This is a genomic window from Microcystis sp. CS-574, from assembly GCF_028329095.1.
Classification (GTDB): domain Bacteria; phylum Cyanobacteriota; class Cyanobacteriia; order Cyanobacteriales; family Microcystaceae; genus Microcystis; species Microcystis ichthyoblabe_A.
Window position 1 is genome coordinate 1 of record NZ_JAQMSY010000251.1, and the last position, 20,763, is coordinate 20,763.

22 protein-coding genes are annotated in these 20,763 nt (G+C 42.8%); 16 read left to right on the forward strand and 6 right to left on the reverse strand.

The features are described from left to right. Positions 1-209: 209 nt before the first annotated feature. Positions 210-752 carry a transposase gene (locus PN470_RS20460; RefSeq protein ID WP_272105012.1) on the forward strand — a complete coding sequence of 181 codons (543 nt, stop codon included), beginning with the start codon at positions 210-212 and terminating at the stop codon, positions 750-752. A gap of 245 nt (positions 753-997) precedes the next feature. Here PN470_RS20460 and PN470_RS20465 read toward each other — a convergent pair whose 3' ends face one another. Together PN470_RS20465 and PN470_RS20470 are read right to left on the reverse strand one after the other, a co-directional pair. Beyond that, positions 998-1,177: a hypothetical protein gene (locus PN470_RS20465; protein ID WP_002736780.1), complete on the reverse strand. Its 180-nt coding sequence runs from the start codon at positions 1,175-1,177 to the stop codon at positions 998-1,000. Positions 1,178-1,230: 53 nt separating this feature from the next. After that, on the reverse strand, positions 1,231-2,790 hold the full coding sequence (locus PN470_RS20470) for a hypothetical protein (RefSeq protein WP_271936456.1): 1,560 nt from the start codon (positions 2,788-2,790) through the stop codon (positions 1,231-1,233). A 140-nt stretch (positions 2,791-2,930) separates the two neighbouring features. On the opposite strand from PN470_RS20470, the gene PN470_RS20475 reads away from it, so the two are divergent. After that, positions 2,931-3,422, forward strand: coding sequence for a hypothetical protein (locus tag PN470_RS20475; RefSeq protein WP_002755330.1), 492 nt, complete (start codon positions 2,931-2,933; stop codon positions 3,420-3,422). On the opposite strand, the gene PN470_RS20480 is transcribed toward PN470_RS20475, so the two are convergent. Together PN470_RS20480 and PN470_RS20485 are read right to left on the reverse strand one after the other, a co-directional pair. Then, positions 3,419-4,453, reverse strand: coding sequence for a M42 family metallopeptidase (locus PN470_RS20480; protein ID WP_002735744.1), 1,035 nt, complete (start codon positions 4,451-4,453; stop codon positions 3,419-3,421). The genes PN470_RS20475 and PN470_RS20480 overlap by 4 nt on opposite strands. Positions 4,454-4,568: 115 nt before the next feature. Then, positions 4,569-5,906, reverse strand: coding sequence for a helix-hairpin-helix domain-containing protein (locus tag PN470_RS20485; protein WP_272105014.1), 1,338 nt, complete (start codon positions 5,904-5,906; stop codon positions 4,569-4,571). Positions 5,907-6,268: 362 nt separating this feature from the next. Between PN470_RS20485 and PN470_RS20490 the strand changes: the two genes are divergently transcribed. From PN470_RS20490 to PN470_RS20540, 11 genes are all read left to right on the forward strand, one after another. Further along, complete coding sequence (locus PN470_RS20490; protein ID WP_002736360.1) at positions 6,269-6,538, forward strand: hypothetical protein; 270 nt, start codon at positions 6,269-6,271, stop codon at positions 6,536-6,538. Positions 6,539-7,673: 1,135 nt separating this feature from the next. Then, entirely contained in the window at positions 7,674-7,889 is a 216-nt protein-coding gene (gene gvpA / locus PN470_RS20495) for a gas vesicle structural protein GvpA (RefSeq protein ID WP_002735503.1), read from the forward strand. Between the two features lie 354 nt (positions 7,890-8,243). Next, positions 8,244-8,459 carry a gas vesicle structural protein GvpA gene (gvpA, locus tag PN470_RS20500; protein WP_002735503.1) on the forward strand — a complete coding sequence of 72 codons (216 nt, stop codon included), beginning with the start codon at positions 8,244-8,246 and terminating at the stop codon, positions 8,457-8,459. Positions 8,460-8,989: 530 nt separating this feature from the next. Continuing rightward, positions 8,990-9,628 (forward strand): gas vesicle protein GvpC, encoded by a 639-nt coding sequence (gene gvpC, locus PN470_RS20505; RefSeq protein ID WP_016516775.1) that lies wholly within the window; start codon positions 8,990-8,992, stop codon positions 9,626-9,628. 592 nt (positions 9,629-10,220) lie between these two features. Next, positions 10,221-11,261, forward strand: a complete 1,041-nt coding sequence (gene gvpN, locus PN470_RS20510; RefSeq protein ID WP_069475168.1) for a gas vesicle protein GvpN — start codon at positions 10,221-10,223, stop codon at positions 11,259-11,261. A 29-nt stretch (positions 11,262-11,290) separates the two neighbouring features. Beyond that, positions 11,291-11,701 carry a gas vesicle protein gene (locus PN470_RS20515; RefSeq protein ID WP_002738199.1) on the forward strand — a complete coding sequence of 137 codons (411 nt, stop codon included), beginning with the start codon at positions 11,291-11,293 and terminating at the stop codon, positions 11,699-11,701. Continuing rightward, entirely contained in the window at positions 11,658-11,966 is a 309-nt protein-coding gene (locus PN470_RS20520; RefSeq protein ID WP_334310463.1) for a gas vesicle protein, read from the forward strand. The genes PN470_RS20515 and PN470_RS20520 overlap by 44 nt, the downstream gene beginning before the upstream one ends. Before the next feature lie 63 nt (positions 11,967-12,029). Further along, positions 12,030-12,170 (forward strand): hypothetical protein, encoded by a 141-nt coding sequence (locus PN470_RS20525; RefSeq protein WP_002773815.1) that lies wholly within the window; start codon positions 12,030-12,032, stop codon positions 12,168-12,170. A gap of 171 nt (positions 12,171-12,341) precedes the next feature. Next, on the forward strand, positions 12,342-12,815 hold the full coding sequence (locus tag PN470_RS20530) for a gas vesicle protein K (protein WP_002737325.1): 474 nt from the start codon (positions 12,342-12,344) through the stop codon (positions 12,813-12,815). A gap of 15 nt (positions 12,816-12,830) precedes the next feature. Then, complete coding sequence (locus tag PN470_RS20535) at positions 12,831-13,565, forward strand: GvpL/GvpF family gas vesicle protein (protein WP_103112399.1); 735 nt, start codon at positions 12,831-12,833, stop codon at positions 13,563-13,565. A gap of 14 nt (positions 13,566-13,579) precedes the next feature. Further along, positions 13,580-13,840, forward strand: coding sequence for a gas vesicle protein GvpG (locus PN470_RS20540; RefSeq protein WP_002736124.1), 261 nt, complete (start codon positions 13,580-13,582; stop codon positions 13,838-13,840). Between the two features lie 123 nt (positions 13,841-13,963). Here PN470_RS20540 and PN470_RS20545 read toward each other — a convergent pair whose 3' ends face one another. Then, positions 13,964-14,296 carry a gas vesicle protein gene (locus tag PN470_RS20545; protein WP_002758520.1) on the reverse strand — a complete coding sequence of 111 codons (333 nt, stop codon included), beginning with the start codon at positions 14,294-14,296 and terminating at the stop codon, positions 13,964-13,966. 92 nt (positions 14,297-14,388) lie between these two features. Here PN470_RS20545 and PN470_RS20550 point away from each other — a divergent pair, with 92 nt between their 5' ends. From PN470_RS20550 to PN470_RS20560, 3 genes are all read left to right on the forward strand, one after another. Continuing rightward, entirely contained in the window at positions 14,389-15,072 is a 684-nt protein-coding gene (locus tag PN470_RS20550; protein ID WP_002735492.1) for a GvpL/GvpF family gas vesicle protein, read from the forward strand. Positions 15,073-15,084: 12 nt separating this feature from the next. Next, positions 15,085-16,986: an ArsA family ATPase gene (locus tag PN470_RS20555; protein WP_103112398.1), complete on the forward strand. Its 1,902-nt coding sequence runs from the start codon at positions 15,085-15,087 to the stop codon at positions 16,984-16,986. Between the two features lie 213 nt (positions 16,987-17,199). Then, the gene (locus PN470_RS20560; protein ID WP_271936445.1) at positions 17,200-19,044 is read left to right on the forward strand and encodes an AAA family ATPase; all 1,845 of its coding nucleotides are present in this window, start codon (positions 17,200-17,202) and stop codon (positions 19,042-19,044) included. A gap of 112 nt (positions 19,045-19,156) precedes the next feature. Here PN470_RS20560 and PN470_RS20565 read toward each other — a convergent pair whose 3' ends face one another. Then, positions 19,157-20,722, reverse strand: coding sequence for a B12-binding domain-containing radical SAM protein (locus PN470_RS20565; RefSeq protein WP_271936443.1), 1,566 nt, complete (start codon positions 20,720-20,722; stop codon positions 19,157-19,159). Between the last annotated feature and the right edge of the window lie 41 nt (positions 20,723-20,763).

Sequence of the window (20,763 nt, forward strand, 5' to 3'; positions counted from 1 at the left end):
ATCAGAGTTTGGGCGCACGCGATGCGCCCCTACGGGTTTTGGGGGGTTGGGTTTTTTGGGGTTTTTTGGTGGGGGTTGGGCGCACGCGGTGCGCCCCTACAGGTTTTGGGGGGGTTTTTTGGGGGTTTCAGGAAAAATACGTCGGTGTGAATTGCGATCGCTTATGATGGGAATTGATAAGAGGTTTTGTTAGTATTGCGGGAATATATATGACCTTTGATCCTGAAAAACATCATCGTCGTTCTATTCGCCTCAGAAATTATGATTATTCCCAACCCGGAGCATATTTTGTCACTATTTGTACCTACCAAAAACAATCCTGGTTTGGAGAAATCAAAAATGGGCAAATATACCTTAATCAATTAGGAAAAATTGTCGCTGATGAATGGCTAAAAACCTGCAAAATTCGACCTAATTTTAAATTGGATGAATGGGTTATTATGCCCAATCATTTTCATGGAATTGTTATAATTAATGATTATTCTGGCGACGATCAGAGTTTGGGCGCACGCGATGCGCCTCTAGATTTGGGCGCACGCGATGCGCCTCTAGATTTGGGCGCACGCGATGCGCCTCTAATTTGGGCGCACGCGATGCGCCCCTACAGCAGAAACCAAATTCTTTATCGTCATGTATTGCGGGGTTTAAATCGGCGGTTACTAAACGAATTAATTTGCTTCGACAGAACACAGATACTCCTATCTGGCAACGCAATTATTATGAATCAATTCTTCGAGATGAAAAGTATCTAGCAGTTGTTCGAGAATATATTATTAACAATCCCAAAAACTGGACAAATGATCGAGATTATCTGGCAATCGATCAACAATCACAAGAATTATATTTAGATTTGTTGTTTTAAGCGAGAATATAAAACAGTAGGGGCGAACCGCGTTCGCCCAGAGCCAATAATTAGCCCACCACCAATATCGAATTAATCAAAAAATTCAATTTTGTTTATCTGTAGGGGCGAACCGCGTTCGCCCACCCCCAATTATTAACCCACCACCAATTTGTGTAAGGTTTCTAGCTTTTGATCGAAATCTTTTTCGAGATTATCTAGCTTTTGATCAACATCTTGCTGTAAGGTGTCTAGCTTTCGATCAACACTTTGAATACTATTTTTAATTTCCTTAAGGACAGATTCGAGGGAATAGGGAATGGTTTCTTCTGTCATTGCGGTTAACTCCTATCAGTCGAGAGATAATGTAATTATCGATAAAAATCCTCTTAATTCTCCACTTCATTTTTTTCGGGAAATCCCGCCTCATCTTCCAATTTATCGCTGATTTCTGGCAGTTTTAGCAATATTCCAGCGAATAACCAATAGTAAACAGAAACAGGCTCGACGGAGAGAGGATAATAGTAGGGATTATAGCTAATAAAAAGTATAAAAATCCAGATACAGAGACCCCAATGCTTTAAAGCGGGATTTTTTACTTTTAAATAGGCTTTAAAGGTGAGAATACAGAGAATTGTCACCAGTACCATAAGAGTGATAAAACCGACGATACCGATTTCGTAGATAAGTTTAGCGTAGTAGGTTTCAATTAGTCTTATCCCATCTTCCCCCACTATATGACGAGCGCCAGTGGTAGCTGTGCCTAAACCAAAACCAAAAAGCTGTAAATATCTTAAGGCCCACTGCATTTGATTGCCTACAAAGTCAATGGGAGACGAATATAGCCAGCGACCGATAAAATTTAGCCCTCTTTCCCGAATAAAGGGAATTAACATCACCGCGAGCAGGGAAAGCATCGCCACAATTACCAATTTTAATGGTAACTTTTGCTTATTTTTGCTAGTAGCAATAAAAAGAACTAAGTAAAACAAAGGTACTAGCAAAAAAGGTAATCTTTGTCCAGAAACCAGAGTCGCAAGGAAGACTAAAACTATGGCCACCCAACCAGCGACGCGCCATCTTTTTTGTGGATCACTAAAACTGGCTGCGTAACTGATGACGCTACTAGATACTAAAAACCAACCCCATTGCCAAGGATCGGAAAATGTGCCGGGGAGACGAATTAAGCCTCGATCGGGATTATACAACACCGAACCCCCGACAAAACATTGAGCTTTCAAGCTGGCTTTGGCGGTAATATCTGGATAAAATTGGGTATCGGATTTCGGGGCATTAACTTCTAGTTGATTGAAGAATTCACTATTGTGACAGATGCCTTGGAGGAGTAAAAAGTATTGAATTAGAGCTAAACTGCAACAGACTAAAATCATCACGATTAAAAGCCGATTAACCACGAATAAATCCCGTTTTTGCTCGATTAAATAGTAGCCACAGAGAACCAGGGGAATATAACCGAGGATGGTTTTTAATCCCACAATTCCCACAGCAATTGATCCTTGGGGCAGATTGACAAAAAGAAAAGTTATCAAGCTGATGGCAAGTAAAATTAAAGCCGTGAGGAGAAAAGGCTTGATTTGCGGGCTTAATTGCTTAAAAGTTTTGGTTTTAATTAAAATTGCCGCTAAAGCTGGTAAATAAAAGGCATCCTTGGCGATTTTGTAGAGAGCATAGGATGGCTCTTCACCAATGAAGTTGCCCTTTACCTGAAAAACTCTCACTACGGCAAAAGTGACGGTATTACTCAGGGGAAGATAGATGAGCAGGGCTAATAATCCCAGACGGGGATGGATAAAAGAAGCAACCATGGCAGGAACTGCCAAAATACCTAATAAAGATGCTTTTTCGTCAAATAAAATCCCCAAAACTACACTAATTATTGTGGTGGCGATCACTAATATAGTTAGTGACAGGGAGTTACTCTCTTTCATGCCGTACAGCTTTAACAGGTTTAGCAGAAAGTCTAACAGATTTTTGTCAAGATTCTCATTCTCAATGGCCGAGAGTTTCCTTTTGCTTCTTACCTGTTGCTATACTTATGTAAGATTTCATTTATCTCGATCTTGACTCCGTGGCCGAAAATCTTTCTTTTCAAGACCTTTATCAAGCTGGAATCAGTGCCTTTGAGCGTGGACAATATCGTCTTAGTATCCAGCAATTAAATGCGGCTTTAGCCTTAATTTCCTTAGGATCTCGAGCAGGGGGTGAGATTCAAATTTGGTTAATTTCTGCCCATCAGGGGTTAGGAGAGGGGGAGAAAGCTAGTGAAATCTGTAGGCAACTTATTACCCATCCTATCTATCAAATTCGCGAACAGGCCAAGCGTCTGCTTTATATTATCGAAGCTCCCCGTCTCAAACGCCCAGATGAGTGGATGACGAAGATTCCCGATTTAGAGAAACTTCCCGATAGCGCACCGCAATTTAAAAAGGGAACAAATAAACAGAAAAAAGAAGAACCCCCCGCACCCATGCAGTTAGAGCAGCATAAAAATACTGTTTTTATCGGACTAGCGATCGCTATTATTCTATTGATGCTCTGGTTTTTTGCTAAAAATAGCTAAATTAGTTGACAATAAGCTTGTAATATGCTAATGCAGTTGGCTATGGCTCCTAAATGGGCGATTTCATAACCGTGGGTGTTTTGGGTGGGAAAACCTAAGCAAGCGGCCTTAGCTATATGACCGAATTTCATGGCAATGGAGGCATCGCTACCAAAACCACTAATAATGGCTAATTGCAGCGGTATTCCCGCCTTTTCGGCCGCAATTCGTAATTCTTGATTTAATTGCTCATCATAGATACCGTAACCATCCTGAGACAATAACACAGGACTGCTGCCATCCTTAATCGGATATTCAGGAGCGAGGGGACAGATTTCTAGGGCAATTAAAGCATCTAAGCGGTTATTTGCGGTAAAAAATAAGGCCCCTAATGCTCCTACCTCCTCCTTAGCTGAGGCAACCAGATATATATCCACCGCAGGGTTAATTATTCTGGCCGCTAATGCCAAAAGAATCGCCACGGAAGCTTTATTATCAAGGGTATAACTGGCAATGTAGTCTTTTAGTCGCAAGGGTTGTTTTCGGTGTTTTCCCACCACGACTCGACTACCGACGCGCACCCCGCAAGCGTCTAATTCTTCTGGAGTCAATTTCGTCTCTATCCATGCGGATTCCCAGGTGACGGGAGTGTTTTCCTGCTGCACTTTTTGCGGGGATTGATGGGAAATATGACGGGAACCAAAGGAGAGAATCCCCGATCTGGTTCCTTTATCACCGATAATATCCACCACTCCCTCTCCGTAAATCCAAGGAAAAGCTCCCCCGAGTTGGCGAATTTGCAGAGTACCATCGGGATTAATTGCTTTGATAATAGCCCCAATTTCGTCTTTATGACCGGTAATAGCAATTTTTTTAGTCGAATCCCGTCCTCTAATCTTGCCGATGACATTTCCCGCTTGATCTTGCCATGTTTCTAATCCTAACTCTTGAAAGCGTTCTAGTAAAAAGCGATCGATTTCCGTTTCCATCCCACTAGGAGAATGATGGAGGACAAGAGTGGCAATAGTGTCAAAGAGTTGATCAAAATCCATATTTATCTTGATTTTGTGGGTGGAAAAAGAATTATTATCGAAACGGGAAATCGAAAAGGTTTTACAGGAACAATATTGGCGCAATCATGGCCCTTGGGTGATTGCCAGTTAGCATTTAATGATTAATCAGAGGTGCGGAATTAGCCAGAAAACCGGCAACTTTCAGAGACTCTACCACTGAATTGTCATCCTCTACCCAATAGTTTTGTCCTAAACGCACAAATTGACGCTGAGTTCCCGCACCGATGGTGGCAATAACGGGAACTTTTGCCTTTTGTTTGTCTCCCGATTGCAGAATACTTTTAAGAAGATTTTGACGATTTTGGTTGACGACATCTTGCAGCGATAAATTAACCATCACCATTTTAATGGTTTCGATCGGTTCCGCATCTTCGATAATTAATTGTACCCGATCATCTCGGCGATCCACTTTTCCCCACACCATTAAAGTTGCTTCCTCCACTAATAATTTTTGCAGACGTTCGTAGCTATCGGAAAAAACCACCGCTTCCGACTGTCCCGAGGCATCTTCTAGGGTTAAAAAAGCCATGGGAGTCCCTTTTTTGGTCATAATTTTCTTGACGGCATTTAATAGGACAATGGCACTGACTTTTTTTCTGGTTTTGTGTTCTTCTAAGTCAGCTAAATTGATGGGAGATAGGACTTGAGCAGCTCTTTGTAAAGCTTTTAAAGGATGTTCGGAAACATAAAAACCCAAATGTTCTTTTTCCAGTTTTAACTTTTCCTGTAGGGAAAAATCTTCTACTGCGGTGGCACTGGGAGACTGTTCAAACTCGGATTCTTGTTTATTTTCTGTGCTACCTCCTAGCATATCAAAAATATTCATTTGACCACTTTCTTTCTCTTTGGTGCGTTTTTGCGCCCAAGCAACTACTAATTCCAAATCTTCAATTAATTGATGGCGATTCGGTTGAATTTTATCAAAAGCACCGCAATAAATTAGCGTTTCTAAAGCTCTTTTGTTGATCACTCGTAAATCAACACGCTCGCAAAAATCCCCTAAGGAAGTAAACTTTCCTCCTGTTGCTTCCCGCGCTTTTAAAATAGCCTCGATCGCATTTTCGCCCAGATTTCTAACTGCGGACAAACCAAAGAGAATTTTGCGCCCAATCGGGGTAAAATGTTTTTGCGATCGATTGATGTCGGGAGGTTCGACATCGATATTCATTTTCTGACAGTTTTCTCGATACTTTTCCACCTTATCCTGATTATCGCTACTAGCAGTTAGTAACGCTGTCATATATTCCACAGGATAATTAGCTTTTAAATAAGCAGTTTGATAGGTGACGTAAGCATAAGCGGTAGAGTGAGATTTATTAAAACAATTGGAGGCAATTAACCCGTTGCCCAGCAAAAAATTATGATCTTTCTTTACACCAATATCGTAAACGGTTTTTCTTCCCAATGATTGACGACTGATAATTTTAACCATATTAGTAACTCAACTCTCCAGAGATTTTTACAACGGTGCTAATAGAAATATGGCATTTCTTTGCCAAATCAGGCTCACAAGAGCAAAAAAATGGCTCTCTTATTCTTTGTGTCATAAGTTTAACTTATATAAGAGCGATCAATCTTTGTGTCCTTTGTGTCTTTGTGGTTCTTTCCACTAGCTCGCCAGCAAGACTGTATCTTAGAATACATTTTACCCACCAAACCTAAGAGAGCCAAAAAACCTTGCCCCTGAGGGCAAAGGCCTATATTTTACCTTGACGAGAGGTCGGCGCTCGGTAGTTCACCCATTGTGTTATAATCCTGGCCAAGCCATCAAGGGATTTGAAAAGGAGTAACACCATGAGTCTATCTTCAGAAGCCTATCGCCAAGCCCTCGTGCGGGATGGAGAACGGCGCTATCAGGAATGGCACCAAAATTATCACAACCAATGCCGTCAATCAACGGCTGAATACCAAGCTCGTTCTGCCCAACAACGCCCAACAAAGCCCTGGATTTCCTCGGAAGCCTACCGCCAACTTTTAGTCAAAGATGGGGAGCGGCGTTTTGCGGAATGGCACGGCGAGTTTTTAGACTATCAAAGACAATTTCTGGCCAGTCAATCCACTTAAACGGACGTCAGCCAATCGCCATTACAGCAATCTCTGAAAATAGTGGCTACAGTCCCCGAAGAAATAGCTGATACCAATTTTCAATAGTCGTGACTAACATCTGAAAGTGCAATTCCTTTCTCCGAGAGGGATTGCGCTTTGAAATGATCAACTAAGTCTGTCATTACTTTTGAAAAATGATATAAAGATGAATAAGTCCAGAATGCAAGACCTATCACGAATGCAGCCAAGAATTCAAGATCAGAAGGAATAAGAATCCTGTCAACAAATGCTGATGGGCAGTCAGGAGTTTAAGCTTGTGGAGAGACTGTAAGACTGGTTGGGACTCTCTCAAAAAGCAGGTTTCTGTGAAGCAAGAATTTCCCATCACACATCTTCGCATTGTGATGGCTAGATTGTCAAGTCTGTCCACCCCTGGTCCCCGCAAATAACACCTAAGATAGCGATCATTAAAACTAAAATTTCAATACATTCGTGCCTTAAGCACCTAAAAGCCTTGCAAAGCAAGGCTTTTACTATTAGTTTATTTGTCCTGTGTCCATCAAAACAGGCTCCAGCTACCCTTCCGAGTCGATTATAGCTAGTCAAGGGTATCAAGGGTAGTCGAACAATCGCCAAGACTAGCTTGGGGTAAGAAACCGTTTGTAAATTAATGTAAAAAGCTCGCCAAGTCAAGGTTTTGGCGATTTATAGAGCAAATGAACTAAAAACTCAGGATCTTTGTCAAGTAAGGACTTTGGCGATTTAAATACTTGTTTACAAACAGTTTCTAAGGGTTTGATTATTTTTCTTGGGGGGGGGAAGTCCAGTTATCCCCCAAGGTTCTTGTATTTGTCTTGTTTTTAGGTGCGCTCGCCCTGCTCTCCCAATGGGAAGTTTTGCTTAGAAAAAAGGGGAGCAGCAACCACCTTGACCCGCCTTTTCTGAGAACTAACTATATTTATTAAGCACAAAACTGAGAATTAACTACATTTCTTAACGAAAAAATCGAGATTAGGTATTGACACCGACAAAAAAAGGGTGTTATTCTTCAGATGCCGAAGTGATGAAGGCAGAAAAAACAAACAAGTTTCTGAATCCTCCATGACTTCAGCACCGTACACTTTCTATGAAAACAACAAAAAGGTCTACTACCATGGCAGTCGAAAAAACTAACTCTTCCTCTAGCTTAGCTGAAGTTATTGATCGTATCCTTGACAAAGGTATCGTTATTGATGCCTGGGCTCGCGTATCTCTCGTCGGAATCGAATTATTAGCAATTGAAGCTCGTGTAGTTATCGCTTCGGTTGAAACCTACCTCAAATATGCTGAAGCCGTTGGTCTGACTCAATCTGCAGCGGTTCCTGCTTAAGGATTGATCTCAGTGAACACCCTGCTGGGGTTTACAAATTCTTAGCTTTTCTTTGATCCCTATTGAGTTTAGTTACCCCTCTCTTGGGGCGCAATAGTCTATAACTGATCAAGTTGACACGGCAACGGATAGCGAAAACGAAGCTAGACCCCTACAAATTATTTTTGTAAACGTGATTTTGTCCTTTGTAGCTAGGATTACCCCCTATCACCAGAGTGTGAGACTCACTATTTTTCGGAATAGAAAGTCATTTTTGGTGTGGGAGCCGCGCCCCTGAGATGCGGTAGTTCGATATATCAATTTTGGGATCAGCACTGTACACTTTCTATACAACTAACAAAAAGGTCTATTACCATGGCAGTCGAAAAAACCAACTCTTCCTCTAGCTTAGCTGAAGTTATCGATCGTATCCTTGACAAAGGTATCGTTATTGATGCTTGGGCTCGCGTATCTCTCGTCGGAATCGAATTATTAGCGATTGAAGCTCGTGTAGTTATCGCTTCTGTTGAAACCTACCTCAAATATGCTGAAGCTGTTGGTCTGACCCAATCTGCGGCGGTTCCTGCTTAAGAATCCATCCCAGATTCTCCCATCGGCTGAGTGAAAACCCGACTGGGTTTTCCAGATTCTCGGCTTTTCTTTAAATCCCTATTGAGTCCAGTTACCCCTCTCTTGGGGCGTAGTGTTCTATGATTGACAAGGTTGGCACGGCAAACGTGATTTTGTCCTTTGTAGCTAGGTTTACTCCCTATCACCAGAGTGTGAGACTCACTATTTTTCGGAATAGAAGGTCATTCTTGGGCTAGGAAGCCGCGCCCCGCGGTTCCTGCTTAAGGCTTGATCCCAGATTCTCCTATCTGCTCAGTTAAAACCCGACCAGGTTTTCTAGATTCTCGGCTTTTCTTTAATCCCTATTGAGTTTAGTTACCCCTCTCTTGGGGCGCAATAGTCTATAATTGATAGGGTAGTTCACTATCTCAACTTTGGGGTGATAAGAAAAGTCGGACTCTACTGTCTCTCCCCCAGTCCCCGTGAAGGTTTTCCTAGCGGGTGATTGGGTCTAATCCATTCCATAGTATTTAGTAATTGAGGACAACCCCATGCCTGCTCTCATCGAAAAGTTCCGCCAGGAGCGTTTATCGATTGCTGGAGAGGTAGCTAAACTCTCGCAAGAAGTCCAAGCTTTTTTGTCGGATGTTAAAACTGAAAGACAAAAACAAGCGCAAGAACAGGCAACTGCCTTGCGTCAGTCTTTCCAAAAAGTTCAACAGGAAAGCCACTTGTTTTTAACAGCTACCCAAAAACAGCGTTTAGCTCAAGCGGAAAAGCAAAAAGAGGATTTACGTCAATTTCAAGAACAACGTTTAGCGGCAGCGAAACAGCTAGACAACGACTTACGGCAACAGCGTCTAGATCGAGCCAAACAGCTAAAGGACGATTTAAGTCAATTCCAAGAACAACGTTTAGCTGAAGCGAAACAGTTGGCGAACGACTTACGTCAACAGCATCTAGATCGAGCTAAACAGCTGAAAGAGGATTTAAGTCAATTCCAAGAACAGCGTTTAGCGGCAGCGAAGCAGCTAGAGGACGAATTACGCCAACTTCATCTAGATCGAGCCAAACAGGTGAAGGATGATTTAAGTCAATTTCAAGAACGACGTTTAGCTGAAGCGAAACAGCTAAAAGACGAATTGCGTCAATTTCGTCAAGATTTGTCTATCTACGTTTTTGGCAAATAAACCTCTAGGTTAATTCCAACCCACTTAAGCCTAGGGCTAGAGTAAAAACCCTCTAGTCCCTTTTCCTGGCTAAACTAGAGGACTATCTGAGAATAAAACAATAAGCCTTTGCTTTTCAACCTGCCATGCTGATCCTGCTTTTCTAAGTTCCTAGACTCAACCTAGGAGTGTTGGGTTCCCATTTAGTCCGCTCTAGGTCTCTGGTAAATTAAAAAGTATGATAAAGCTTCACTCAGTCTATAGTTAATGTCGTGATTAGTAGTTTTTTATTGACAAAGGAGGTAAGGGAAAAGGACTGCATCTGGGCTTTTCATTGTTTAAGTCTTGAAAAGTAATCTATACAAGAATTGTAGCCCCTTAGCCCCTTGGCTAATGAATATCCTAAAAATACCTTCAGAATCAAGGTTCTAGAGGTAATTGATGACACTTCCTGATCTTTTGGGATATTATATATTATGAGGTAAGCCTTAAAAGCCGAAGACGATTTTGCCTAATCGGTTATTAAGGGTAGATTTGAACGGGCAATTGTTAGCTCAAGAATACCCGTCCGCTCAAGGCGGGGATTATCAATGGTATTTACTAGACTTCAACTATGACATTTACTGAAACTCAAACAAGAAGATCCGTCCTCAGCCTCCGCCCCGGTCAATTTGTTGTTACGCCTTCGATTGATCAAGTTGCCACTCGCGCCTTACGTTATCTAAACGCTGGTTTTTCCATCCATCTATGTGGTCCAGCAGGAACGGGAAAAACCACCTTGGCAATGCACTTGGCCAATTGTTTAGCCAGACCTGTGATGCTGATCTTTGGCGATGACGACTTTACCAGTTCCGATTTAATTGGTAGCCAGTCTGGCTACACCCATAAAAAACTGATGGATAACTATATCCACAGCGTTCTCAAGGTTGAAGACGAGCTAAAACACAATTGGGTGGATTCTCGGTTAACAATGGCCTGTCGAGAAGGGTTTACCCTAGTTTATGATGAGTTCAATCGTTCTCGGCCTGAGGTCAACAACGTTTTACTCTCTGCCTTGGAAGAAAAAATTCTCACCCTGCCCCCCACTAGCCATCAACCCGATTACCTACAAGTCAATTCTCAGTTTCGGGCAATTTTCACCTCCAACCCAGAAGAATACTGTGGGGTTCATGCCACCCAAGATGCTTTAATGGATCGGTTGGTAACTATCAATATGCCTGAACCAGACCAACTAACTCAGACAGAAATTCTTGCTCAAAAAACGGGAATTGGTCGAGAAGATGCTTTATTTATTGTCAACCTTGTCAAAACCTTCCGGGTGAAAACTGGGACTGAAAAAACGTCGGGTTTGCGCTCTTGTTTAATGATTGCTAAAGTCTGCGCCTCTCACGATATTGCGGCCGATTCCTCTGACTCGGACTTCCGTGATATATGCGCCGATGTTCTGTTGTCCCGCACCAATTTATCTGTTGATAAGTCAAGAGCGATTTTATGGGAAATCCTCGAGGACAATCCGTTAGAATCCTTATCCTTTATAGAGGAAACGGAGCCTTCCGATGCCCAAGCGTCAACTCCTGAGCCTTCGACAGGAAATCAATCGTTAAAAGCCATTCAATCTTTACTGCGAGGCAACTTGCCCCAGCGAAAAGACTAATTTTATACTCTTATTGAGTGAAACCAACCGTGACTTCTTCCACTTTTGCTGGCTCGCTCAAAAACCAGTCAAGCAACTCCCTAAAAACAGCAACTCAAGGTTCGAGTTTAGCGGATATACTCGAACGAGTTTTAGATAAAGGAATTGTAATTGCCGGCGATATTTCCGTTTCGATCGCCTCCACTGAACTTATAAATATCCGCATTCGTTTGTTAATTGCCTCTGTTGATAAAGCCAGGGAAATGGGAATCAACTGGTGGGAAGGAGACCCCTACCTCCATAGCCAATCCCAAGCTTTACTAGCAGAAAATCGGGAACTTTCGCTCCGACTCCAAACCCTGGAAACTGAGCTTGAAACCCTAAAATCCTTAAACCAATTGAGTGCAACGGAGAGCCATGATACCAGTCCGAACGATGAAGCACATTCCTCAGATGCGTGAAATTCCTCACCTGAATCCTCAAAGGTTAGGAAATTTACACGAGACGATTGCCCCCCTTGATAAGGCCAGGGAAACTGCGATTAACAGCTTGCAAGGTTATCCCTACCTCCCTAGCCAATGCCAAGCTTTATTCGCGGAAAACCTGGAACTTTCACGCCGACTTCAAACCTTAAAATCCTTAACCAAATGGAGTGTAGTGGAGAGACGTGATGGCAGTCCCAACGATCAATCACATTCCTCATATATATTGAAATTCCTCAACTGAATCCTCAAACGGTCAAGAAGTTTACAGTAGTTAACGATTGCCTCTGTTGATAGAGCAAGGGAGATGGCAATTAATGGCTGGGAAAGCGGCTCCTATCTCTGTAGCCAATCCCAAGCCTTATTAACAGAAACCCCGGCAGCTGAACTTCAAGCCTTAAAATTCCTACCTCAATCGGAGGCAATCGAAGGCCATGATACCAGTTAAAATAATCAAGCACATTCCTCCTGTCGGAGAAATTCGTCCCTGGAATCTTCACAGGGCAGGGGAAGGTTGAAATTGTTTAATTACATCATTTTTTCCCTCAGATAAAATTTCTTGGCCAAGCCTCCCACTAGAGACTCACCCTTAAGAACTCCTCATTTACCAACTCCAACCATGACCCTTGCTTGCACACCTTACGATTCTGATAATCAAGCCTTGCTGACCCCTCCAGAAAGTAATAGCCAAGCTGGTTTAGCCCCTTTACTGTTAACTGTTGTGGAACTGGTACGCCAATTGCTCGAAGCCCAAATCATTCGCCGAATGGAAAAAGGGGTTCTCAGTGAGTCTGATTTAGATAGAGCTGCAGAAAGTATCCAAAAATTGCAAGAACAAGTTCTCCATTTGTGTGAAATTTTTGAGGTTGAGCCAGAAGAGTTAAATGTCCACCTAGGAGAGTTTGGCACTCTTTTACCGGAAGCAGGGAGTTATTACCCGGGAGAGGAGGGTGTTAAGCCTTCTGTGTTAGAATTAGTGGATAGACTTCTCAATACAGGAGTTGTTGTGGAAGGAAATGTTGATCTGGGTTTAGCTCAACTAGATCTAATTCATCTAAAGCTTCGTTTGGTTTTAACTTCTCAGCCGGTTTAATTTGGGAGAATACTGATGACAGTGGGTCTTTATTTATATGGCATATTTCCCGAACCAGTTCCTGACGGACTGGTTTTGCAGGGGATTGATAATGAGCCGGTTCACAGTGAGATGATTGATGGTTTTAGTTTTCTCTACTCCGCTGCTCATAAAGAGAAGTATTTGGCATCCCGTCGCTATTTAATTTGCCATGAAAAAGTATTAGAAACTGTCATGGAAGCAGGGTTTACAACGTTGTTGCCCCTGCGGTTTGGCTTAGTTATCAAAACCTGGGAATCCGTCACCGAACAACTAATTACTCCCTATAAAACCCAACTGAAAGAATTATTTGCTAAACTGTCAGGACAACGAGAGGTTAGCATTAAGATTTTTTGGGATAATAAGTGGGAATTACAAGCGGCTTTGGAGTCTAATCCTAAGTTAAAACAAGAACGGGATGCGATGATGGGGAAAAACTTAAATATGGAAGAAATTATCCATATAGGTCAACTCATTGAAGCTACTGTATTGCAACGGAAACAAGACATTATTCAAGTCTTTAGAGAGCAATTGAATCATCGCGCCCAAGAGGTGATTGAAAGCGATCCGATGACGGATGACATGATTTACAATGCAGCTTATTTAATTCCCTGGGAGCAAGAGCCGGAATTTAGCCAAAACGTTGAAGCGATCGATCAGCAGTTTGGTGATCGCCTAAGAATTCGCTATAACAATTTAACCGCACCCTATACCTTTGCCCAACTTGTCTAAGGAGAGTATTAGTTATGTTTCTCGATCTTTTATTTCTTCCTGTTACCGGTCCTATTGGGGGTCTGATCTGGATTGGGGAGAAAATTCAAGAGCGTGCAGATATAGAATATGATGAGGCGGAAAATTTGCACAAATTGTTATTATCCCTACAACTATCTTACGATATGGGTAACATTTCTGAGGAGGAGTTTGAAATTCAGGAAGAAGAACTTTTATTAAAAATTCAAGCCTTAGAAGAAGAAGAGGCAGAAAACGAATCTGAATCTTCTCTCTAAACTTGCAATATTTCCCACCACATAGATCATGAACAAAATCACAGATTGTAAGCTTAGTAAGGGCGGATTTGACAAGCTGGAGAACTCGTTGAAGCTTGGTCAGAACTAGCCCTTGGTTAAGCCTTAATATTCTAGGTAAAAAGTTTGGAAATTACTGGAATTATTAGAGGAGTGAGCAACAGTTTTGGGGGAATCAGGTTTTTTAGCTACACTAGGAGGGTTGGCTGTACGCAAATTTTGAATACTTTGTTCTGTAGTCTCAATTTGCTCTGTCACAAACGTGAGACGATTTTTTAATTGCTGAATCTGCCGCTCCATCATTTCTAATTTTTCTTGGATACGTTGTTTTTCAGTAATTAACTTATAAAGCTCAAGTTGGTGATCTGCTTCAGATTGTTTCCGAGGCATGGTGCTAATTTTAGATCTAATTGGTCTGGGTGGACGAGTGGTTGTCATAACAATCCCTGAATAACTTAGAATATTCTAGCATATCAACGCCCCAATATAAAAATTTGTAAAAAATCGTCAATTTTCTTTCGGTCAACCCTATGAAATTGTACAATCTATATACTTACGCTTTTTTGAAAACCCCCATAGAAAGCCTAAAATTACCCGTTGGAATGGCTAACCCATTGTTACTGATAACTGTTGGCTCTCTCTCGGCCGTAGTCGAACCCGAAGTTGGTTTAGACACTTTACAAAATGATGATGAACGCTTGATTCAATCGGTTTTATGTCATGATCGAGTTATCTGTGAACTATTTCAACAAACCACTATTTTACCCTTACGTTTTGGCACATCTTTTTTAGAGGCAGAAAATTTACTGACTCATCTTTGTTCTCATGCCCAAGAATATCAAGAAAAAATTGAAGAACTTGAGGGAAAAGGAGAATATCTTTTAAAATGTATTCCCCGTAAGCCAGAGGAGCCTGTACTCTCTTCTGAAAGCAAGGGCAGACAATATTTTTTAGCCAAAAAACAGCTTTATGAAGCCCAACAAGATTTTTATACTTTGCAAGGTTCAGAATGGCAAAATCTCGGACATTTAGTGACCCAAAGCTATCCGTCAACTAGGATTATTACTGCTCCGGGGACAGAATCACGAATTTATCTTTTAGTTAATTTTCAAGAAGAACCTTTACTAATCGAGCAAGTCTTGCATTGGCAGAAAGCCTGCCCCCGTTGGCAATTACAATTAGGACAAGTTTCTCCCCCCTATCACTTTACTTAACTTGATTTCTCTATGACTAACTTTAACTTGGTAAATAACGCTCTAAGTTGCTATGACACTCGACATTTAGTTATGTTTAGTGGCAAAGGAGGAGTGGGAAAAACCACCCTTTCCTGTGGATTTGCTCGCCGTTGGGCCAAATTATTTCCCGAGGAACAAATACTGTTAATCTCAACCGATCCTGCTCATTCTTTAGGGGATGTATTGCAAACAGAAGTTAGCGATCAAGCATCACCTGTAAAAGACTTACCCAACTTAAAAGTTAGGGCATTAGATGCGGAAAAATTGCTCTTAGAATTTAAAGAAAAATACGGAAAATTTTTAGAACTTTTAGTAGAACGGGGCAGTTTTGTTGAAGGAGAAGATTTAACTCCTGTTTGGGATTTAGACTGGCCAGGTTTAGATGAAATTATGGGTCTATTAGAAATTCAACGATTACTAATAGAGAATGTTGTAGATCGAATTGTTGTTGATATGGCTCCCTCTGGTCATACCTTGAATTTATTGGGGATTAAAGACTTTTTAGAGATTATTTTAAATTCTTTAGAGTTGTTTCAAGAAAAACATCGTGTTATTTCGCAAACTTTTGCAAAAACCTACAATGCCGATGATGTGGATGACTTTTTAGTCAAAACACAAGCAGAATTAACCGAAGGCAAACGAATCCTACAAGATCGGGATTTTACCCTTTGTTTAATTGTGGCAATTGCCGAACCGATGAGTTTATTAGAAACCGAACGATTACTCAATAGTTTGCATCACTTAAATATTCCCTGCGGCAGATTATTTATTAATCGCATTCTAACGGATCCTAATCAAAATTTAGATCGCTACAGTGAGCAACAGCAACTCCTCGATAAATTCCTAAAAATTCCAGGTCAAGAAACAATTTTCACCCTGCCCCAACAGGCAAAAGAACCCCTAGGAGGTGAAGCATTAGATCAGATCATGAGTCAAATTGAAATTATCGAAAAAGTAGAATTTATGGCCCCGCCTCCTATTCAATGGCCGCAAAAAATTCTGCCGAGTTTTAGTGATTTTATTGACGACAAACGCCAACTCATTATCATTGGTGGCAAGGGGGGAGTGGGAAAAACCACCGTTGCCGCGGCCATTGGTTGGGCGTTAGCTAATAGTCATCCCCAGCAAAAAATTAGAATTATTTCTATTGATCCGGCTCATTCTTTGGGAGATGCCTTTGGGACAAAGTTAGGACATCAATCCACACAATTAACTGCTAATTTAAGTGGTCAAGAAGTTGATGCTAATATCGTTTTAGAAAAATTTCGGGATGATTATTTATGGGAACTGGCAGAAATGATTAGTGGTGAAGGTAAGGAAGAAGGGAACATCAAACTAGCTTATACTCCAGAAGCTTGGCGGCAAATTGTCGCTCAATCTCTGCCAGGAATTGATGAAATGTTGTCCCTAGTAAAAGTAATGGAGTTATTAGACCAGAAACAACAAGATTTGATTATTTTAGATACGGCTCCTACCGGTCATCTCCTGCGATTTTTAGAAATGCCAACGGCTTTAGGAGATTGGTTAAGTTGGATTTTTAAGCTTTGGATGAAGTATAAAGATGTCTTAGGGCGTGTAGATTTAATGGGACGATTGCGAATCTTAAGACAACAGGTGATGTCTGCCCAGGAAAAACTCAAAGACCCCCAACATACAGAATTTATTGGAGTTTTGCAAGCCCAAGATGCCATCGTTGCCGAACAACTGCGATTGACAGCATCTCTGAAAAAAAAGGGAGTCTATCAACGTTACGTCGTGCAGAATCGTTATCATGCTAATGAGGAAATTGATCGGGATTTATTCCCAGATCAAACTTTGATCCGCTTACCCAGTTTACCTCGGTCTGTAGAACCTCTAGCCCGGGTCAAAGCCGCGGCAGATCTGTTATTTTAAAGGTAATTAGTCTTTAAAGTCGGACTTCTTAACCCCATCTATTACCCAGTCCCCATCGGGAGCATCTCACCTTTGTAACCCCTAAATCAGGTTTTTATGTCAAGCTATTTTGAAAGCCTTGCTAGAAACCAGTTTTATGGATAAGTATAATTACTCACTTGCATAAATGAGATGCTCCCGTCCCCATCCTTCACTTGACTCAGGAGAAATTTTATGGTAGAACTATTCAAAGGCTTTGAGCAATTAGTCGAACTGGCTAAAACCTTAGAGGAAAAACTGGAAAAAGGGGAAATTAAAACCGAAGTGCAGTTTAACTCTCGTCCCTTGAGTAACATCCCCCGTGCTGGCGGTATTCCCCGTTCAGGGGGAGTTTCTCGCCCGAACAATTCTGGTGGGGATGATTTTGAGGTTAATCGCAATCGCGATACCCCCACCGATTCAGGGGTTGAAGACAGTGTGACACCGCCCGAAGGACCGACCACGGCTTCCCTGAAGGATGTTGGTGGCTTGACGGAAGTGATCAAAGAACTCAAGGAACTAATTGCCATTCCTCTGAAACGCCCCGACTTATTGGCCAAGTTAGGACTTGAACCCACTCGCGGCGTTCTCTTAGTCGGCCCCCCTGGAACCGGCAAAACCCTGACTGCCCGTGCTTTGGCCGAAGAACTCGGTGTTAACTATATTGCCTTAGTCGGACCAGAGGTGATCAGCAAATATTATGGGGAGGCTGAGCAAAAACTGCGGGGAATTTTTGAGAAAGCCAGTAAGAATGCGCCTTGTATCGTTTTTATTGACGAAATTGATAGCATGGCACCCGATCGCAGTAAAGTTGAAGGGGAAGTAGAAAAAAGACTGGTAGCCCAATTGTTGGGTTTAATGGATGGCTTTGCCCAAAGCCAGGGGGTGATTGTTCTAGCGGCGACAAACCGTCCCGACCATCTTGACCCTGCCCTCCGTCGCCCCGGACGGTTTGACCGAGAAGTCCTCTTTCGGGTGCCTGACCGCAAGGGCCGTTTAGAAATCCTGCAAATTCTCACCCGTTCCATGCCCCTAGATGAATCAGTTTCCTTAGATCTGATTGCCGATAACGCGGTGGGATTTGTCGGGTCAGATTTAAAAGCCGTTTGCCAGAAAGCGGCCTATAGTGCTTTGCGGCGCCAGGTTCCTACGATTGACTCGCGAATTCCAGAAACAATGACGGTAGTCCAAGCCGACTTTTTGCAAGCCCTTAAAGAAGTTAAACCGGCGGTATTGCGGTCTGTGGAAGTGGAGTCTCCCCATGTGGACTGGGACAATATTGGCGGACTTGAACAGATTAAACAAACCCTACAGGAGTCCGTGGAAGGGGCATTACTCCATCCGCAATTATATACGCAAACCAAAGCCCAAGCTCCCAAAGGTATTTTACTTTGGGGTCCTCCCGGAACGGGAAAAACCTTATTGGCCAAAGCGGTTGCATCTCAGGCGCGAGCTAATTTTATCAGTATCAATGGACCTGAGCTTTTGAGTAAATGGGTGGGTGCGAGCGAACAAGCGGTGCGTGAGTTGTTTGCCAAAGCTCGTCAGGCAGCCCCTTGTGTGGTTTTTATTGATGAAATTGATACTTTAGCACCGGCAAGAGGTCGTTATAGTGGAGATTCAGGAGTGAGTGACCGGGTTGTGGGACAAATCCTCACGGAGTTAGATGGGTTGCAAACGGCGGCAACGATTTTAGTGATTGGAGCCACTAATCGCCCAGATGCTTTAGATCCAGCCTTATTGCGAGCGGGACGGTTAGATTTACAGTTAAAAGTTGATTTACCCAATGCCTCCAGTCGTTTAGCAATTCTGGGGGTTCATAATGATGAACGTCCTTTAGAGGATGTGGATTTAGGCTATTGGGCCGAGGCAACCGAAGGCTGGAATGGCGCAGATTTAGCGTTATTATGTAACCAAGCGGCACTGATGGCAATTCGTCGTTATCGCCATCAGGGAATGACTGACCCGGCTGATATTCGCATTACAACGGCTGATTTTAATCATGCTTACCAACTGTTGGTTGAACAGCGTGCCAATTGATTTTTTTCCCCCTTACTTAAAGTAAGGGGGGAGAATCTCAACTCAGGAAAACTATCGTACAAAAGAAAAATTCGCCAAAATGTCTGCATTGACTGTTCGTCGGTGCTATTGTCTAGCTTTTGAGCGTTTTTTCCAGCTGGGCTACCCTTGCTTTCTGTTGCTTCAAATCGGCTAGTTGTTTTAGTAATTGTTCTCTTACTTCATAGCGATAGGCAAAAAAATGCTCACCTATCCCTAGGGTTGCTAGATACTCTTCTAGCAGACGGGGTTTGACCCAGGCAATCACTGCCAGTTGCCACCAGAAACGGAAGCGCGTCGGTCGGACAATCCCCTGCCGCCAGAGCAAGGAGCGGAACAATTGCCACTGTTGCCCATCTAATTTACGGTTCGATTTGCCGCGCCATCCCCCCATGATCATGAAATGGTTGAAGGTTCGTTTTAGGTAGTTAACAGGATCGTAGATTTCCCAGAAAGCATCGATGTATTCTTCGGTAATCTCTTCCACCGGGCGAGTTGGCTCAAAGTTCATCATCGCTCCCTGATGGAAAGTACCCATGCCATCCACCAGACGACCTTCCTGTTGCAGGCGATTCCACAGGGCAGTATTTTGCAGTGCCTGGAGCAGGCTAAACTGCCCCTGGGGAATACTCGCCTCCATAATAAAATCTTTGATCCGCTGCCCTGCGCCTGGTTTCTCATTGTCAAAACCGATAATGAAGCCAGACATAATCTGCAGCCCCATGCGGGTAATTTTGTGACAGGATTCGATCAGGGATTGGCGGGTGTTTTGAACCTTGTTAATGCCCATTAAGCTATCGGTATCTGGTGTCTCAATCCCCATAAACACCAGCATAAAGCCGGCCTTGACCATTAACTCAATCAGTTCACTGTCTTCGGCCAGATTAAGGGAAGCTTCCGTAATCAGTTTAAAGGGATACTGGTGTTGCTCCATCCAGGGGATCAACTCCCGCAGAAACACCTTGGCATTCCGCTTATTGCCAATGAAGTTGTCATCCACAACAAAAATGTAGCGCCTCCAGCCCAGTTGATATAACGTCTCCAACTCAGCCAACATTTGTTCTGGGGTTTTGGTGCGCGGTTTGCGGCCATAGAGGTTGATGATGTCACAAAATTCGCATTGAAAGGGGCAACCGCGAGAAAACTGCACGGTAATCGCCAGATAGGCATCCAGATCTAGTAAATCATAGCGGGCGATCGGTGTCATGGTGACATCTGGTTTCTCACTGGCTCTAAAGACACCACTCGGTTCACCCTGCTCCAGGGCCGCCAGGAACAGCGGGATTGTCAGTTCTCCTTCATCGAGAATCAGGTAATCTGCTCCAGCTTTTTGGGCAACTTCTGGATAGGAGGTGGGGTAAGGCCCGCCCACCGCCACTTTTTTACCCAACTGCAACCCTTTGGCAATCAATTCTTGAAAGTCCTTTTTCTGAATGATCATGGCGGAGATGATGACCAAATCGCACCACTCCCAATCCGAAGCCGTTTCTAATCGGACATTGCGATCAACAAACCGGATTCCCCAATCCGATGGCAATAGGGCCGCCACTGTAATTAAACCCAGGGGCGGATTGGTTGATCTTAAACCGGCTAGATCTAAAGTCTCTTGATAGGACCAAAAGGAGTTGGGCATCAGCGGCCACAGTAATAGGGCTTTCATTCAGGTGTCTCCAATGAAGAAGCTAGATGCTTTACATACTA

Coding starts and splice junctions, on each gene's coding strand:
- PN470_RS20460 (WP_272105012.1), top strand. CDS start 210: ATGACCTTTGATCCTGAAAAACATCATCGTCGTTCTATTCGCCTCAGA.
- PN470_RS20465 (WP_002736780.1), bottom strand. CDS start 1,177: ATGACAGAAGAAACCATTCCCTATTCCCTCGAATCTGTCCTTAAGGAA.
- PN470_RS20470 (WP_271936456.1), bottom strand. CDS start 2,790: ATGAAAGAGAGTAACTCCCTGTCACTAACTATATTAGTGATCGCCACC.
- PN470_RS20480 (WP_002735744.1), bottom strand. CDS start 4,453: ATGGATTTTGATCAACTCTTTGACACTATTGCCACTCTTGTCCTCCAT.
- PN470_RS20485 (WP_272105014.1), bottom strand. CDS start 5,906: ATGGTTAAAATTATCAGTCGTCAATCATTGGGAAGAAAAACCGTTTAC.
- PN470_RS20490 (WP_002736360.1), top strand. CDS start 6,269: ATGAGTCTATCTTCAGAAGCCTATCGCCAAGCCCTCGTGCGGGATGGA.
- gvpA (WP_002735503.1), top strand. CDS start 7,674: ATGGCAGTCGAAAAAACTAACTCTTCCTCTAGCTTAGCTGAAGTTATT.
- gvpA (WP_002735503.1), top strand. CDS start 8,244: ATGGCAGTCGAAAAAACCAACTCTTCCTCTAGCTTAGCTGAAGTTATC.
- gvpC (WP_016516775.1), top strand. CDS start 8,990: ATGCCTGCTCTCATCGAAAAGTTCCGCCAGGAGCGTTTATCGATTGCT.
- gvpN (WP_069475168.1), top strand. CDS start 10,221: ATGACATTTACTGAAACTCAAACAAGAAGATCCGTCCTCAGCCTCCGC.
- PN470_RS20520 (WP_334310463.1), top strand. CDS start 11,658: ATGATACCAGTCCGAACGATGAAGCACATTCCTCAGATGCGTGAAATT.
- PN470_RS20525 (WP_002773815.1), top strand. CDS start 12,030: ATGGCAATTAATGGCTGGGAAAGCGGCTCCTATCTCTGTAGCCAATCC.
- PN470_RS20530 (WP_002737325.1), top strand. CDS start 12,342: ATGACCCTTGCTTGCACACCTTACGATTCTGATAATCAAGCCTTGCTG.
- PN470_RS20535 (WP_103112399.1), top strand. CDS start 12,831: ATGACAGTGGGTCTTTATTTATATGGCATATTTCCCGAACCAGTTCCT.
- PN470_RS20540 (WP_002736124.1), top strand. CDS start 13,580: ATGTTTCTCGATCTTTTATTTCTTCCTGTTACCGGTCCTATTGGGGGT.
- PN470_RS20545 (WP_002758520.1), bottom strand. CDS start 14,296: ATGACAACCACTCGTCCACCCAGACCAATTAGATCTAAAATTAGCACC.
- PN470_RS20550 (WP_002735492.1), top strand. CDS start 14,389: ATGAAATTGTACAATCTATATACTTACGCTTTTTTGAAAACCCCCATA.
- PN470_RS20555 (WP_103112398.1), top strand. CDS start 15,085: ATGACTAACTTTAACTTGGTAAATAACGCTCTAAGTTGCTATGACACT.
- PN470_RS20560 (WP_271936445.1), top strand. CDS start 17,200: ATGGTAGAACTATTCAAAGGCTTTGAGCAATTAGTCGAACTGGCTAAA.
- PN470_RS20565 (WP_271936443.1), bottom strand. CDS start 20,722: ATGAAAGCCCTATTACTGTGGCCGCTGATGCCCAACTCCTTTTGGTCC.